The 15,655-nt window shown below is 68.3% G+C and carries 14 protein-coding genes; 12 read left to right on the plus strand and 2 right to left on the minus strand.

Going from position 1 to position 15,655, the window contains the following annotated elements; translation table 11 throughout:
* The first annotated feature begins 675 nt into the window (after window positions 1-675).
* From rpsB to BLQ73_RS07660, 5 genes are all read left to right on the plus strand, one after another.
* Window positions 676-1,638, plus strand: coding sequence for a 30S ribosomal protein S2 (gene rpsB, locus BLQ73_RS07640; protein ID WP_093169638.1), 963 nt, complete (start codon window positions 676-678; stop codon window positions 1,636-1,638).
* Window positions 1,639-1,786: 148 nt separating this feature from the next.
* Window positions 1,787-2,620 (plus strand): translation elongation factor Ts, encoded by an 834-nt coding sequence (gene tsf / locus BLQ73_RS07645; protein ID WP_093169639.1) that lies wholly within the window; start codon window positions 1,787-1,789, stop codon window positions 2,618-2,620.
* A gap of 829 nt (window positions 2,621-3,449) precedes the next feature.
* A complete protein-coding gene (gene pyrH / locus BLQ73_RS07650) occupies window positions 3,450-4,217 on the plus strand; it encodes a UMP kinase (RefSeq protein ID WP_093169640.1) in 768 nt (255 codons plus the stop codon).
* Window positions 4,218-4,275: 58 nt separating this feature from the next.
* A complete protein-coding gene (frr, locus tag BLQ73_RS07655; protein ID WP_093169641.1) occupies window positions 4,276-4,833 on the plus strand; it encodes a ribosome recycling factor in 558 nt (185 codons plus the stop codon).
* Between the two features lie 97 nt (window positions 4,834-4,930).
* Window positions 4,931-5,791 (plus strand): phosphatidate cytidylyltransferase, encoded by an 861-nt coding sequence (locus tag BLQ73_RS07660; RefSeq protein ID WP_245690871.1) that lies wholly within the window; start codon window positions 4,931-4,933, stop codon window positions 5,789-5,791.
* Between the two features lie 108 nt (window positions 5,792-5,899).
* Here the strand turns inward: BLQ73_RS07660 and BLQ73_RS07665 are convergent, their stop codons facing one another.
* Window positions 5,900-7,087 (minus strand): suppressor of fused domain protein, encoded by a 1,188-nt coding sequence (locus BLQ73_RS07665; RefSeq protein ID WP_093169642.1) that lies wholly within the window; start codon window positions 7,085-7,087, stop codon window positions 5,900-5,902.
* A 68-nt stretch (window positions 7,088-7,155) separates the two neighbouring features.
* Between BLQ73_RS07665 and rlmN the strand changes: the two genes are divergently transcribed.
* Window positions 7,156-8,277 carry a dual-specificity RNA methyltransferase RlmN gene (gene rlmN, locus BLQ73_RS07670; RefSeq protein WP_093169643.1) on the plus strand — a complete coding sequence of 374 codons (1,122 nt, stop codon included), beginning with the start codon at window positions 7,156-7,158 and terminating at the stop codon, window positions 8,275-8,277.
* Window positions 8,278-8,583: 306 nt separating this feature from the next.
* Window positions 8,584-9,225 (plus strand): cyclase family protein, encoded by a 642-nt coding sequence (locus BLQ73_RS07680; RefSeq protein WP_093169645.1) that lies wholly within the window; start codon window positions 8,584-8,586, stop codon window positions 9,223-9,225.
* 5 nt (window positions 9,226-9,230) lie between these two features.
* Here the strand turns inward: BLQ73_RS07680 and BLQ73_RS07685 are convergent, their stop codons facing one another.
* Complete coding sequence (locus tag BLQ73_RS07685) at window positions 9,231-9,728, minus strand: Lrp/AsnC family transcriptional regulator (protein ID WP_093169646.1); 498 nt, start codon at window positions 9,726-9,728, stop codon at window positions 9,231-9,233.
* A 281-nt stretch (window positions 9,729-10,009) separates the two neighbouring features.
* Between BLQ73_RS07685 and BLQ73_RS07690 the strand changes: the two genes are divergently transcribed.
* The 5 genes from BLQ73_RS07690 to BLQ73_RS07710 are packed head-to-tail and all read left to right on the plus strand — an operon-like array spanning window position 10,010 to window position 15,585.
* Window positions 10,010-11,440 carry a gamma-aminobutyraldehyde dehydrogenase gene (locus BLQ73_RS07690; protein WP_093169647.1) on the plus strand — a complete coding sequence of 477 codons (1,431 nt, stop codon included), beginning with the start codon at window positions 10,010-10,012 and terminating at the stop codon, window positions 11,438-11,440.
* A gap of 28 nt (window positions 11,441-11,468) precedes the next feature.
* Window positions 11,469-12,617 (plus strand): ABC transporter ATP-binding protein, encoded by a 1,149-nt coding sequence (locus tag BLQ73_RS07695; protein ID WP_093169648.1) that lies wholly within the window; start codon window positions 11,469-11,471, stop codon window positions 12,615-12,617.
* A 6-nt stretch (window positions 12,618-12,623) separates the two neighbouring features.
* The gene (locus BLQ73_RS07700; protein WP_093169649.1) at window positions 12,624-13,874 is read left to right on the plus strand and encodes an ABC transporter substrate-binding protein; all 1,251 of its coding nucleotides are present in this window, start codon (window positions 12,624-12,626) and stop codon (window positions 13,872-13,874) included.
* A 2-nt stretch (window positions 13,875-13,876) separates the two neighbouring features.
* Complete coding sequence (locus BLQ73_RS07705) at window positions 13,877-14,728, plus strand: ABC transporter permease (protein WP_093169650.1); 852 nt, start codon at window positions 13,877-13,879, stop codon at window positions 14,726-14,728.
* Window positions 14,725-15,585, plus strand: coding sequence for an ABC transporter permease (locus tag BLQ73_RS07710; protein ID WP_093169651.1), 861 nt, complete (start codon window positions 14,725-14,727; stop codon window positions 15,583-15,585). Before BLQ73_RS07705 ends, BLQ73_RS07710 begins: the two co-directional genes overlap by 4 nt.
* Window positions 15,586-15,655: the final 70 nt, after the last annotated feature.

Below are 15,655 nucleotides of genomic sequence, written 5' to 3' on the forward strand. Positions count from 1 at the left end.
GGCGGGCTGGTGGGATGAATTGTCGGCCCATGCTGGTGAGATGGATCGAGCGGCGGCTTTAGTGGTCTCGTCGGGGATGCGTATGAGGCGTCTCGAACCTGGCGTTTGACGGAGACAGGATTTAGTCGGCGGTGGCCGAAACGGCTCAGGAGCGTCGCCTTGGGGATCTGGTGCTGTTCGGTCGAGTGGCGTTGTCACCCGAGCAGAATGACTGAGCTGAGGCTTGCCATGTGTGGCCGAACGGCATTCTGTGGATAGTCGAGGTCGCCGCCTGAAAAGTGGGCAATATTGCTGAGTTTCCTGTGGATAAACAGTGGGGGCGGGGATGTAGGGGGCTCCTATATCACCGTTTCGGGCCAGACGGGCCGATGCGGTTCCCTCTATGGGAATGTCGGGCCGTCCGCGTCCGGGTGGGAAATGCGGACAGCCGGGTCCGGACAGGGCGAGGGGGGGCGGGTCGAGTCGGACGAGCGGACGGTGCGCGAGAGGTAGACTCTTCGATGGCCTGTCTGGCACAGGCCGACTTCGCACGCCCGAAGGCGGGTCTGTTCCCTCGGTCCGGACGGTAGTCCGGCTGGAACGGCTCAGGGCGTCAGGAGCGGTGGTTCGCAAGGCCGCCGCTGAGAACCGAGAACTGCGCCCAGGGCTCTGGGCGCCCCGACCAGGAGGTCCTCTATGACCCCCGTCGTCACCATGCGACAGCTCCTTGAGAGCGGCGTGCACTTCGGTCACCAGACTCGTCGCTGGAACCCGAAGATGAAGCGCTTCATTTTCACGGAGCGCAACGGCATCTACATCATCGACCTGCAGAAGTCGCTGTCGTTCATCGACCGTGCCTATGACTTCGTCAAGGAGACCGTCGCCCACGGCGGCTCGATCCTGTTCATCGGCACCAAGAAGCAGGCCCAGGAGGCCATCGCCGAGCAGGCGACCCGGGTCGGGATGCCTTACGTCAACCAGCGCTGGCTGGGCGGCATGCTCACCAACTTCTCCACGGTGCACAAGAGGCTTCAGCGTCTGAAGGAGCTGGAGGAGCTCGACTTCGACAACGTGGCCGGTTCGGGGCTCACGAAGAAGGAGCTCCTGATGCGCCGCCGCGAGAAGGAGAAGCTTGAGCGCACGCTCGGCGGCATCCGTGACATGGCCCGTGTGCCGAGCGCCGTGTGGGTCGTGGACACGAAGAAGGAGCACATCGGCGTCAACGAGGCGCGCAAGCTCAACATCCCGGTCGTCGCGATCCTCGACACGAACTGCGACCCGGATGAGGTCGACTACCCGATCCCGGGCAACGACGACGCGATCCGTTCGGTCAGCCTGCTCACCCGCGTGATCGCGGACGCGGTGGCCGACGGCCTCATGGCGCGGGCCGGTGTGTCCCGTGGGGACGACAAGCCGGCGGGTGCCGCGGACGTCGAGCCGCTGGCCGAGTGGGAGCGCGAGCTGCTTGAGCGTTCCGAGGCCGAGGCTCCGGCGACCGAGCAGGCTCCGGCCGCCGCCGAGAGCAGCACCGAGGCGGCTGAGGCCGCTGAGGTCACCGAGAGCGTTGAGGTCACCGAGAGCGTTGAGGTCACCGAGAGCGCTCCGGTCGCCGCTGAGAGCACCGAGGCCGCTGAGAACAAGGACGCCGAGCAGGCGTGACGTTCGTGCGGCTCCGCCGTACGACTGGCTCTTCCCGGGCGGTCGCCCGATCAGGGCCCGCCCTTCGGGTTCGCCGCACCTAGCGGCGCCTGGGGGGCGGGTCGGCGGTGTCCGCCCGGTCCACGACGAATCCCATGAGGAAACGACAATGGCTTCTGTCAACATGGCCGATGTCAAGCGGCTGCGCGAGCTGACCGCCGCAGGCATGATGGACTGTAAGAAGGCGCTGGAGGAGGCCGAGGGCGACTTCGAGCGCGCCGTCGAGATCCTGCGCATCAAGGGCGCCAAGGATGTCGGCAAGCGCGAGGCCCGCACCGCCTCCAACGGCCTGGTGGCCGTCAAGCACGAGGGCGACTCGCTGGCCGCCCTGCTGGAGCTGGCGTGCGAGACCGACTTCGTCGCCAAGGGTGAGCGTTTCCAGGAGCTCGCCGCTCGCATCGTCGAGCACGTGGCGGCGACGAAGCCGGGCGACGTGCCGACGCTGCTCGAGTCGCTGCTCGACGGGCGCGCGGTGAAGGAGCTGCTGGACGAGGCCAACGCCGCGCTCGGTGAGAAGATCGAGGTTCGCCGGTTCGAGGTGCTGGAGGGCGGCTACGTCACCTCCTACATGCACAAGTCGGACCCGCAGCTTCCCCCGACCGTGGGCGTGCTGATCAAGCTCGATGCTCCGAACGCCGAGGTGGGGCGCTTCCTCGCGCAGCACACGGCGGCCATGGCTCCGAAGTTCCTCAGCCCGGAGACCGTTCCGGCCGAGGTCCTGGAGAAGGAGCGCGCCGTCTTCGAGCAGATGACCCGCGAGGAGGGCAAGCCGGAGGCCGCGCTGCCCAAGATCGTCGAGGGTCGCATCTCCGCGTGGTACAAGGACTTCACGCTGGTTCAGCAGACCTCGGTCCGCGACAACAAGACCCCCATCGCCAAGGTCGCGGAGGAGGCCGGGGTCAAGGTCCTGGGCTTCGTCCGCTTCAAGGTCGGCCAGGCCTGATCAATCGGCCGTGGCGCGCCGCGTTCTCGGACTGCTCGGCTCGTTCGGATCGCTCGGTCGGCGAGTGTCTCCGACGCCTAGGGTTCTTCCATCCCGGGCGCTCGCACGGTTTCCCCGCAAGGCGGAAAACGTCGAGGCCCGGGTTTGCGGTGGATGCGGTGTTTTGTCCAGGAGGGGCAGGGTCCATGCCGCGGGCATGTGAGACCGGCCTCGTCCCGGATCCGGGGCGTCCCAATCTCAAGCGCACCCAAGGCGGGCGGTGTACGGCGAAGCCGGCGTGTCCGCCTCGATCCATGTGGCCTCACCCTGGCCGCGCGTCCTGAGGCGGCGTCCCACCTGGCCGGGCCGCGCCGGGCCGTCTCGTGCCGCGATCCACGTGGCCTTGCGCGGGCCGGTCGTCCCAGGGCCGGGTCGTCGCGGTCATCCCGCCTGGCCGGGCCGCCAAGGCCATGGATCCGCCGCGGATGAGCCTGATCCGTTGGACATCGTGTCCGGCTCCATGCCAGGTTTGTAGTGGCCGTTCCGGCGCGTGGTCCGCATCGGACGGTGCAAGCCGTACGGGCCCCCAAGACCGTCGGGTCCGCCCGGGCCGCCTGACGTGGGCGGCCGTCGCAGGCCGGATTCGGTCGGCGGCGTGATCGGCGGGTTGGCGGGTCCGGTGGGGCGACCCCGTGGTGGGACTCGCCAACGGGGATGGAATGCTCAAGGATCAAAGAGACTCGACGGACAAGGCCCGCAAAGCCCTGTCCCGGGCCAGGCCCTGGGTCGACACAACCTAAGCTTGGACCAAGCTCTTCTCTCATGACGACCACACGAGGAGGCCGCCGTCGTGCAGGAGAATCATGAACCCGCCACGTCGGTGGATTCGCCCAATTCTGGCCTGCTCCGCTGGAAGCGGGTCATGCTCAAATTGTCCGGCGAGGCGTTCGCCGGGGGTGAGCCGCTGGGCATCGACCCCGGCGTCGTAGGGCACTTGGCCGATTCGATCGCCGAGGCCGTCCGGGTGGGCGTCCAGGTCTCGGTGGTGGTCGGCGGCGGGAACATGTTCCGGGGAGCTGTGCTGTCCGAACGGGGCATCGACCGGGCCCGCGCCGACTACATGGGCATGCTGGGCACAGTGATCAACTGCCTGGCGCTCCAGGACTTCCTGGAGAAGCGGGGCATCGACACCCGTGTTCAGACGGCCATCACCATGCAGCAGGTGGCCGAGCCGTTCCTTCCCCGGCGTGCCATCCGCCACCTGGAAAAGGGGCGAGTGGTGATCTTCGGGGCCGGTCTGGGCTCGCCGTTCTTCTCCACCGACACCTGCGCCGCCCAGCGCGCGTTGGAGATCGGTGCCCAGGCGCTGCTCAAAGGCACCCAGGTGGATGGGGTTTATGACTCCGACCCGCGTAAGAACCCAGATGCCGTACGGTTCGACCATCTCGACTATGGCGAAGTGCTCACTCGCGGACTCGGCGTCATGGACGCCACCGCGATCAGTCTGTGCATGGACAACGGCCTACCGATCGTCGTCTTCGACCTGATGGGTGAGGGCAACATCCTGCGGGCCGTCCGTGGTGAGAAGATCGGCACGCTTGTGAGCCCGGCCAAGTAGGCCATGGGGTGTGCGGGGGCGTGGCCTCCGTGCGGGTAGGGAGAAAGGGAGCCAGACTGTGATCGACGAGATCCTCTTCGAGGCCGAAGAGAAGATGGACAAGGCCGTCACGGTTGCCAAGGAGGACTTCGCCGGCATCCGTACCGGTCGTGTCGCGCCTTCCATGTTCAACAAGATCAGCGCTGAATACTACGGGTCTCAGACTCCGATTCAGCAGCTTGCCTCGTTCCACGTGCCCGAGGCCCGCATGGTGATCGTGCAGCCCTTCGACCGGGGGTCGGTGAGCGCCATCGAGCGGGCGATCCGCGACAGTGACCTCGGTGTGAACCCCACGAACGACGGTCAGGTGATCCGTGTGGTCTTCCCTGAGCTGTCGGAGGAGCGCCGCAAGGAATACATCAAGGTCGCGCGCTCCAAGGCCGAGGACGGCCGTGTCTCCGTGCGCAACATCCGCCGCCGGTCGAAGGAAGCCCTTGACAAGCTGATGAAGGACGGCGACGCCGGGGAGGACGAGGTGCGGCGGGCCGAGAAGGAGCTTGACGAGCTCACTCAGAAGCACGTCGCCAAGATCGACGAGTTGCTCAAGCACAAGGAAGCCGAGCTGCTTGAGGTCTGAGGTCTGTCCTGCAGGCCGTGTCAATCGTGATCCTTGTGTTTCGCACCTCGTCAGGCGTGCGGAGCGCAAGGATCACGCGCGTGAGAGTGAGACCGTTGTGGAAGGTTCGGCTGCCGAGGGAAATCCCGACGAGGGTAGAGGCACCCCGGGCGGCGGGCGCGCCGGGCGCGACCTTCCCGCGGCGATCGCGGTGGGGCTGCTCCTCGGTGTGCTCATCGTCGGTTCGCTCTTCCTCGTCGAGGAGCTCTTCCTCGCGGTCGTCGTCGTCGCGGTCGGGGCCGGGGTTCGTGAGCTGGTCAAGGCGTTCGCGACGTACGACATCAAGGTTCCGCTGATCCCGGTCGTGGGCGGCATGGCCGCCATGGTGGCCGCCGCCTACTGGGGTGGCGCCGGTTGGCTGGTGGGCACCTTCGCGATGCTCGCCTTCGGCGTGATGGCCTGGCGGATGTTCCTAGGCACCGAGGGCTACGTGCGGGACACCGCGGCCACGGTGCTCGTTCTCGTCTACCCGTCGCTCCTGGCGGCTTTCGTGGCGTTAATGCTTGATCAGCCGTTGGGTCCGGAGCGGGTGATCGTGTTCATCGCCACCACGGTGGCGAGCGATGTCGGTGGATACGCCGCCGGGGTGCTGTTCGGCAAGCATCCGATGTCCCCGGTGATCAGCCCGAAGAAGACGTGGGAGGGCTTCGCCGGGTCCGCCCTCGCCTGCATGCTGGTGGGCGCGTGGCTGATCGTGTGGCTGCTCGACGCCGCGATCTGGCAGGGCGTCGTCCTGGGCGCGGTCGTGGTCGTCTTCGCCACGGTCGGCGATCTCGTCGAGTCCGTCATCAAACGCGACATCGGCATGAAGGACATGGGAAAGGCGCTTCCCGGTCACGGTGGCCTGATGGACAGGCTCGACTCCGTCGTCGCGGCGCTTGTGCCGGCCTGGCTGCTGCTCACGCTCTTCGTGCCGTGACCGTGCGGGCCGCTGCCGTGACCGTGCGGGCCGCTGCCGTGACCGTGCGGGCCGCTGCCGTGACCGTGCGGGCCGCTGCCGCGACACCGGGGTGAGCGGGAGACCGGGTCAAGCGACATAGCGATGGTGCGGCAGCCCGTGGAGCACGGCCTGAGCCCCGTCTCCGGCGCAGGCGCCCAGTTCGCTCTCCGTCAACGGCACCAGCCACAGCCACCGTACGGCGTCGCCCCCGAACGTGAACCCCGACATGGACGGCAGCCCCGGCGGGTCGGCGACCAGGATCACCCCGTGATACCCGGCGCCCAGGGGGAACGTCGCCGGATCGTGATACCACTTGGCCGTATGGCAGTGGCCGAGCCAGGTGACCGAATGCCAGGGATACTGCCCGAGCCACAGGAACAGCCGGGCGGCCTCGCGCGGGTCGCCCCGGGTCGCGACGGCGAGTTCCACGCGGGCGAACGCGTCGGGCCGGTCGATGTAGCGTTCGACGGTCGGCATCCGCTGGCAGCTCATCCCCACGGTCGACAGGATCGTGAAACTGCGATGCCCCTCCGGTGGCCGTTCGGTGATGCCCACGGTCGGCATCCGGTCGCCGCCGGCGTCCCAGAAGCGGCCGGCCGTACCCACCGTGCCGTCCAGATGGCTCATCACGAACTGCTGGAAGGTCGCCCAGGACGCCTCGGCCCTCCGCCACTGCCAGTAGGAGTGCGCCTTGGCCAGGCGCGGGCCGAGTTCTTCGTAGGCGTCGGCCAGCGACCACGCGAACGGAGTCTCCCCGAGAGCGTCGCGGGCGTATCCCGGCTTGCCCCGGCCGACGTCGGCCCAGCCGGGGATGACGGCGAGCACCTCGGTGCCCTCGTAGAGGGCCACGCCGTCGCCCTCCTCGAACCACAGGGCCGACAGGCGGCCGAGCGGAGGGCGGCCGTGCGGGTGCCGGGTGTTGGGGCGCGGCATCACGGGGGGCAGTCCGGCGTTGACCCGGGTGAGATCGACGGTCTCCGGTGCGTCACCGTGGTTGGCGAGCCAGGAGGCTCCATGGACGGTGCCGTCTCGGGCGCACAGGTAAGCTACCGAGGACACCGCATCGCGTTCGACGATCAAAGTCCGACTGCGATAGGGGTTGTCGTCGGTGAGCACGACCTCGGTGCCGTCGGCGTTCCGACCCTTCCCGCGAGTGGCTCGCGCGTGGTCGGGCGCGTGATCGGGGTCGTGGAACCCCTCGCGGCGGGGCTCGTGCGCGGGGGGCTCCGAGGGGTTGGACGGTTCAGACGGCGATGCCGACCGGAATGTCGCCATACATCTGGACTTTAGATCACGTGGTAACGCGGTTCAGGGCCGCTTCGAGAAGTCGTCTGGGAGATTCTATGAGCGCCGACCGCGCCGAGAGCGGCCGCCCGCTGCTCACCTTCGCCGCCCCCCGCAGGGCCAAGCCCGCCCGGCACCTCGCGGACATGACCATGGCCGAGCGCCGCGCGGCGGTCGCCGAGCTCGGTGAGAAGCCGTTCCGTGCCGACCAGCTCTCCCGCCACTACTTCGAGCGGCTCACCGGCGACCCCGCGGCCATGACCGACCTGTCGGCCGCCACCCGCGCCAAGCTCGCCGAGGCGCTGCTCCCCTCGCTGCTCACCCCCGTCAAGGAGATCACCTGCGACGGCGGCACGACCCGCAAGACGCTGTGGCGGCTGTTCGACGGCGCCCTCGTCGAATCCGTGCTCATGCGCTACCCCGGCCGCACGACGATCTGCGTGTCGTCACAGGCGGGATGCGGGATGAACTGCCCGTTCTGCGCGACGGGCCAGGCCGGGCTGACCCGCAACATGTCCACCGCCGAGATCGTCGAGCAGGTGGTCGCCGGGGCTCGGGCGATGGCCGCCGGAGAGGTGCCCGGCGGTCCCGGGCGGATCAGCAACATCGTGTTCATGGGCATGGGCGAGCCGCTGGCGAACTACAAGGCCGTGCTCGGCGCCGTCCGCCGCCTCATCGACCCGGCCCCCGCCGGGCTCGGCATCTCGGCCAGGGGCGTCACGGTCTCGACGGTCGGCCTCGTGCCCGCCATCGGCAAACTCGCCGCCGAGGGCCTCCCGGTCACCCTCGCCCTGTCCCTGCACGCCCCCGACGACGAGCTCCGCGACACCCTGGTGCCGGTGAACACCCGGTGGAAGGTCTCCGAGGTGCTGTCGGCCGCCTGGGACTACGCCGCCGCCACGGGACGACGGGTCTCGATCGAATACGCGCTGATCAAGGACATCAACGATCAGGAATGGCGTGCCGACCTCCTGGGCCGTCTGGTCAAGAACAAACTCGCCCACGTCAACCTCATTCCGCTGAACCCCACCCCCGGCTCCAAGTGGACCGCGTCCCGCCCCGAAGACGAGGCCGCCTTCGTGCGCCGGCTGGAGTCGCACGGGGTCCCGGTCACCGTCCGCGACACGAGAGGCCGCGAGATCGACGGCGCGTGCGGCCAGCTCGCCGCAGCGACGCCCTGACGGGCGTCGCGCCGGACCGCGCGGCGCACCTTGGGCACGCCGGCGATCCGACCGACGTGGGCGGGCCTTTCACGAAGGCGTACGGCACGGCCACCGCGGCCGGTCCCGTCAACCCGTCGCCGTCGCCGTCGCCCGGTCCGGACCGTGCCGTGGATTCGCCCGGTCCGGAACCGTGCGGTGGATTCGCCCGGTCCGGAACCGTGCGGTGGATTCGCCCGTCCAGCGCGGTCCAAGCGACGGTAGGACACCCCGGCGCCGCCTATCATCGGGCCTGAAGGGCGCTGAGACGAAGGAGCCGGCACCAGCATGATCGTCGACCTGTCAGTGCCGTTGTCCACGGGCATGCCCGTCTACCCGGGCGATCCCGCGGTGTCGATCGCCCCGGCGCTCACCGTCGACCCCCACGGCGTCAATGTCCTGGGCCTGCACCTTGGGTCGCAGTCGGGCACCCATGTGGACGCGCCGTACCACATCGACGACTCCCTGCCCGCGCTCGACGAGCTGCCGCTGGAACTGTTCACCGGGCCGGCCGCGGTGGCCGATGCCCGCGGGCTCGCGCCCCGCGCGCCGATCGGGCCGGAGGTGCTCGAACCCGTCGCGGCTCCCGGCGTCATCGTGCTGGTCGCGACGGGCTGGGCGGGGCACTTCGGCACCTTCCACTACACCGATCATCCGTATCTCACCGAGGACGCGGCACGCCTGCTGGTCGAGGCCGGGGTGCGTACGGTCGGGATCGACGCGCTGAGCGTTGATCCGACCCCGGCCGATGACTTCCCCGCCCATCGGGTGCTCTGCGGCGCGCACACCGTGATCGTGGAGAACCTCCGCAACCTTCCGGTCCTCCTCGTGGCCCAGGAGGAGGGGCGGGCGATCGAGGTGTCGATGTTCCCGCTCCACCTGCCCCGCGCAGACGGGGCACCCGTCCGGGCCGTGGCACGGGTGACATGACGGACCTAGCGGGTGCCCCAGGAGTAGGTCTGCTTCTTCAGCTTGAGGTAGACGAAGGACTCGGTGGCGCGCACCGTCGGGATCGCTCGGATCTTGCCGAGGATCTCCAGGAGATGCGTGTCGCCCCCGCAGACCACTTCGACGATCACGTCGAACGACCCCGCGGTCAGCACCACGTAGTCGATCTCGTCGATCGCGGAGAGCTCACCCGCCACGGTCTCCAGATCGCCTTCGCACGTGATGCCGATGAGCGCCTGGCGGGGGAACCCCAGCGTGAGCGGGTCGGTCACGGCGACGATCTGCATGACACCGGCGTCGAGGAGGCGTTGCACGCGTTGCCGTACCGCCGCCTCGGACAGGCCCACGGCCTTGCCGATCGCCGCGTACGGCTTGCGCCCGTCCTCCTGCAACTGCTCGATGATCTGCTTGGAGATGTCGTCGAGCACCACGGGACCGGGCTTGATCTCACTGTCGTCCCTGCGCGCCTTCGGCGGGGTGGTCATCGGTTCGGCTTCCTCTCTCCCGCTTCCCGACCGGGGGCGGGGGCCGGCGTCGGCGCCGGCGTGTTACGGAGGCGTGTCCCTCGTCTTGCCGTCCAGGATCGACATCGTGTCAGGTCTCCCCGCACTGTCAAGCGATTCCGTAGCAATTTGATATCTTCACCACGAAATCCCTTGTCGCGATGTCCGCCCTCTGTCAGTCTGCTCTCTCAGCGCACCTGTCAGGCTCCTGTCAGGGGTCGGATACCCGTCGCGGCATCAGTACTCCACCGAGGAGGTCAACGGTGACCACCCGTTTGCAGAACTACATCAACGGAGAGTTCGTGGACGCCAAGAGCGGCCGCTTCTCCGAGATCATCGACCCCTGCACGGGTGAGCCCTACCTGGAGGCTCCCATCTCGGGGCAGGAGGACGTCGACGCGGCCTATGCCGCCGCCGCCGCGGCCTTCGAGTCCTGGGGTCTGACCACGCCGGCCGAGCGCGCCAACCTTCTACTGAAGGTCGCCGACGCGATCGAGGCGCGCGCCGACGAGATCAACGAGGCCGAGTGCCGGAACACCGGCAAGCCGCGCGCCCGCATGGCGGAGGACGAGACGCCGGTCGCCGCCGACCACTTCCGCTTCTTCGCCGGTGCCGCGCGCACGCTGGAGGGGCCGACGGCGGGAGAGTTCCTCGCCGACCACACCTCTGTCATCCGGCATGAGCCCATCGGCGTCATCGGCCAGGTGACCCCGTGGAACTACCCGATGATGATGGCGGTCTGGAAGATCGCTCCCGCGCTGGCCGCGGGCAACACCATCGTGCTCAAGCCGTCCGACACGACCCCGGTGTCCACGCTCAAGCTGGCCGAGATCCTCGGTGAGGTGCTCCCGGCCGGAGTGTTCAACGTCGTCGTGGGCGACCGCGAGACCGGCGCGCTGGTCGTCGGCCACCCGACCGCCCAAATGGTCGCCATCACCGGCTCGGTGGGGGCCGGCATGCAGGTCGCCAAGTCCGCAGCCGAGGACCTCAAGCGGGTCCACCTGGAGCTCGGAGGCAAGGCCCCCGTCGTCGTCTTCGGCGACGTGAAGGACATCAAGGGCACCGCCGCGGCCATCGCCGGGGCGGGTCTCTACAACGCCGGCCAGGACTGCACCGCCGCGTGCCGCGTGCTCGTGCAGGAGGACATCCACGACGAGTTCGTGGCCGCCCTCGCCGAGGCCGCCGCCGCCACCGTGACCGGCGACCTCGACAACGAGGACGCGCTGTACGGCCCGCTCAACAACGCGGCCCAGCTCGCCCGCGTCGAGGGCTTCGTGGAGCGCGCGCCGGCGCACGCCACGGTGGTGACCGGAGGCAAGAGGGTCGGCGACCGGGGCTTCTTCTTCGCCCCGACCGTCGTCGACGGGCTCCGGCAGGACGACGAGATGGTGCAGACCGAGGTCTTCGGCCCGGTCATCACCGTCCAGACCTTCACCGACGAGGCCGACGCCGTGGCCAAGGCCAACGGCGTGAAGTACGGCCTGTCCAGCTCGGTCTGGACGTCTGATCACGGCACCGCGATGCGTATGTCGAAGCGGCTCGACTTCGGCGTCGTCTGGGTCAACACCCACATCCCGTTCGTCTCGGAGATGCCTCACGGCGGCTTCAAGCACTCCGGGTACGGCAAGGACCTGTCCGTGTTCGGCCTGCACGACTACACGAGAGTCAAGCACGTCATGCACTACATCGGCTGAGCCGATCGAGCAGAGAGAACAGCCTGGTATGACCGATAACCAGGTGGGCGTGGGGGCGGCCGATACGGCTGCCCCTCTCGTTTCGCCGGTGCCCGCCATCGAACTCCACGGAGTCGTCAAGGAGTATCGCGTGCACGGCGAGCTCGTCCAGGCGGTCAAGGGCGTGACACTGGCGATCGCCGAAGGGGAGTTCTTCTCCCTGCTCGGGCCGTCGGGTTGCGGCAAGACCACCACCATGCGGATGATCGCCGGGTTCGAGGACCCCACGAGGGGCACGGTCAGCCTGCACGGCGGGGACGTGACCGGCGTACCGGCCGACAAGCGCGACGTGAACATGGTCTTCCAGTCCTACGCGCTGTTCCCTCACATGAACGTCTGGGAGAACGTCGCCTTCGGCCTGCGGCGCCGGAAGACGCCCGAGGCCGAGATCAAGCGGCGGGTCGGCGAGATGCTGGCGATCGTTGATCTCACCGGCAGGGAAAGGCGGCGCCCGCGCGAGCTGTCCGGCGGCCAGCAGCAGCGGGTGGCCCTCGCGAGGGCCCTGGTCAACCGGCCCCGCGCCCTTCTGCTCGACGAACCGCTCGGCGCGCTCGACCTCAAGCTGCGTCAGGCCATGCAGACCGAGCTCAAGCGCATCCAGCGCGAGGTCGGCATCACCTTCGTCTACGTCACCCACGACCAGAGCGAGGCGCTCACCATGAGCGACCGCATCGCCGTCATGAACAACGGCGAGGTCGAACAGCTCGCCGGGCCCCGGGAGATCTACGAGCGCCCGGCGACGGCGTTCGTGGCGGGGTTCATCGGGACGAGCAATCTGCTGACCGGGACCGTGGACCGGGTGGACGACGGCTGTGCCGTACTGGCCCTGGGGGACGGCGGGCGGGTGCTGGTGGCGGGGTCCGCCCATGCGGCGGGGGACACGCTTCAGGTCACCGTACGGCCGGAGAAGATCACTATCTCGGCGGAGAGGCCGAGCGGGCGGGTCAGCGCCGCCCGTGGGACGGTGGAGGATGTCTCCTATCTGGGGACGTACACGAGTTATGCCGTGAGGCTTCCGGAGGGGACGGAGGTCACGGTCTTCCAGCAGAATGCGTTCGACAGCAGCACCACGGCGGAGCCGGGCGACTCTGTCTGGCTGTCATGGCAGCCGCACCACTCATTCGCGATAGGAAGTTGACCGCCGATGGACCTTCGTAGCAACCCCGCTTTTCTGCGCGGTCTCACCCAGAGCCGCAAGGTCAGCCGCCGTGACGCCTTCCGGATCGCGGGGATGTCGGTCGCCGGACTCGCCCTCGCCGCGTGCGGGGTGCAGGGCAGGGGAACCGGTACGGCGACGCCGAGCCCCGACGCCGTCGCCGCCTACTGGGCGGGCAAGAAGCGGAACGGCACGCTCCGATTCGCCAACTGGCCGCTGTACATCGACAAGGAGGGCTCGAAGTACCCCTCCCTTGAGCTGTTCGAGAAGGAAATGGGCATCTCGGTCACCTATCAGGAGGCGATCCAGGAGAACGCCACCTGGTTCGGCAAGATCCAGCCGCAGCTCGCGGCGGGCCACGACATCGGCTTCGACCTCATGGTCATGTCCAACAGCATCCAGCTCAACCGGGCCATCCAGCTCGGCTACCTCGCCCCCCTGGACCACTCCAAGCTGCCGAACTTCGCCTCCAACGCCGCGGCCAAGGTCAAGAACCCGATCTGGGACCTCGGGAACACCTACACCGTCCCGTGGACCGTCGGGGTCACCGGCATCGCCTACAACCCGAAGTACATCGACGGCGAGATCACCAGCGTCCACGAGCTGTGGAACTCCAAGTACAAGGGCAAAGTCGGGATGATGCAGGACACCCAGGAGCTGGCGAACTTCGCGTTCTTCGCCTTGGGCATCGACCCCGACAAGTCCACGCAGGCCGACTGGGAGAGGGCCGCCGCCAAGCTCAAGGAGCAGCGGGAAGCGGGCCTCGTGCGCAAGTACTACGAGAACGACTATGTCGACGCGCTCGTCCGCGGCGACATCTGGATCACGATGGCGTGGTCCGGCGACATCTTCCAGCAGGTCGCCGAGGGGCAGGATCTCAAGTTCTACGTGCCCGACGAGGGCGGCACGATCTGGACCGACAACATGTGCATCCCGAACACCGCCGCCAACCCGGTCGACGCCCTCGCGCTGATGGACTTCGTGTACAAGCCCGAGATCGCCACGATGCTCGTCGAGTACATCAACTACATCACCCCCGTCCCCCTCACCAAGGACCTGGTCCTGGCCAACGCCGCCAAGGCCAAGGGAGAGGACAAGAAGAGCCTCGAACTCATCGCCAACAGCCCGCTGATCTACCCGTCGGAGGCCGACCAGTCCCGGCTGCGCGTGTTCAAGACGCTGACGATCGCCGAGGAGAAGCCCTTCGAGAGCGCCTTCCAGCCGATCGTGCAGGGCTAGCGGTGAAACGCCTCACCCCCTACCTGCTCGTCCTGCCGGGCGGACTCTGGCTGCTCGCCTTCCTCGTGGTGCCGATCATCTTCATGGCCTCGGTCTCCACGCAGGAGGGCGACGTCGTCAACGGCTTCGTCCAGACGTTCAACGTCGGGAACTACGTGCAGGCGATCGGGGACTTCCACACCCAGTTCCTGCGCTCCGCGGGGTACGGCCTGGCCGGCACGGCCATCGCGATCCTGCTCGCCTACCCCATGGCGTACTGGATCGCGTTCAAGGGTGGGGCGCGCAAATCGACCTATCTACTCCTGGTGCTTCTGCCGTTCTTCGTGTCGTTCGTCCTTCGCACGGTGTCGTGGAAGTTCATGCTCGCCGACGACGGCATCCTGCTGGGGCCGCTCAAGGCGATCGGGCTGCTCCCCGAGGACTTCCACGTCCTGCAGACCACGGCCGCGGTGATCGGGGGACTGGTCTACAACTACCTGGCCTTCATGGTGCTGCCGATCTACGTGGCGCTGGAGCGGGTCGACCACAGGCTCGTGGAGGCCGCCCGGGATCTCTACGCCTCCCGCCTCGGCACCTTCACCAAGGTCGTGCTGCCGCTGTCGCTTCCCGGTGTGTTCGCGGGCGTATTGATGACCTTCGTACCGATGACGGCGGACTACGTCAACGCGGCCGTCCTCGGCGGGCCGGAGAACACGATGATCGGCAACGTCATCCAGACGCAATACCTCGTCGGCAACGACTACCCGGTGGGCGCGGCCCTATCGCTCACCCTGATGGCGGCCACGCTGATCGGCGTCTTCGCCTACGCCCGAGCCCTCGGCACCGAGAACGTCCTCGCGGCGGCGGCCCGATGAGCGTGAAGAGCGCCCCCGCCCCCGTGCCCCCCGCCCCCGTGCCCGCCGCCCCCGCGCCGGCGCGGGCCCGGTCCGGCGGCAGGTGGGCGGACCGGCTGCTTCGGATCTATGCCGTACTGCTGCTCGCCTGGTTGTTCGCCCCGATCGTCGTCATGATCGTGTTCGGCTTCAACGACACCAAGAGCAAATCGAACGTCACCTGGCAGGGTTTCACCGTCAAGTGGTGGGGGCGGCTCGGCGACTACCCGGAGCTGATGACCGCCGTGTTCAACTCGGTGACGATCGCCCTGCTCGCCACCGCGATCACGACCGTGCTCGGTACCGCGCTGGGGCTCGCGATCGGGCGCTACCGGTTCAGGGGCGCCGGGGCGACCAACGTCGTCATATTCGCCGCCATCGCCTCGCCCGAGCTCGCGCTCGGCGCGTCACTGCTCTCCCTGTTCGTGAGCACGGGCGTGCAGACCGGGTACGCCACCGTCGTGATCGCCCACGTGCTGTTCGCCCTGTCCTTCGTCGCGATCACGGTGCGGGCCAGGGTCCTCGGCATGGACCCGTCGCTGGAGGAGGCGGCGCGCGACCTCGGGGCGTCCCCGTGGACCACGTTCCGGCTCGTCACCTTGCCTTCGATCGCCCCGGGTGTCGTCTCCGGAGCGCTGCTCGCGTTCGTCCTCTCCATCGACGACTTCGTCATCACCCAGTTCACCAGCGGGCCGTTGACGACGTTCCCGCTGTGGATCTACGGCGCGGTCAGGCAGGGAGTACCACCGCAGGTCAACATCCTCGGCACCTTGATCTTCGGTGTCGGCGTCGTGATCGCCATCACCCATTCGGTGCTGGCCAGGCGCCGTGTCCCCTGAACCCGCCGACCCCGCGCACGTCACAGTGCGCGGGGCGTCGGCATATCCGAAGCGGCAGACTCGACAGCGA

The sequence above is a fragment of the Sinosporangium album genome (assembly GCF_900100605.1).
In the GTDB taxonomy this organism is placed as follows: domain Bacteria; phylum Actinomycetota; class Actinomycetes; order Streptosporangiales; family Streptosporangiaceae; genus Sinosporangium; species Sinosporangium album.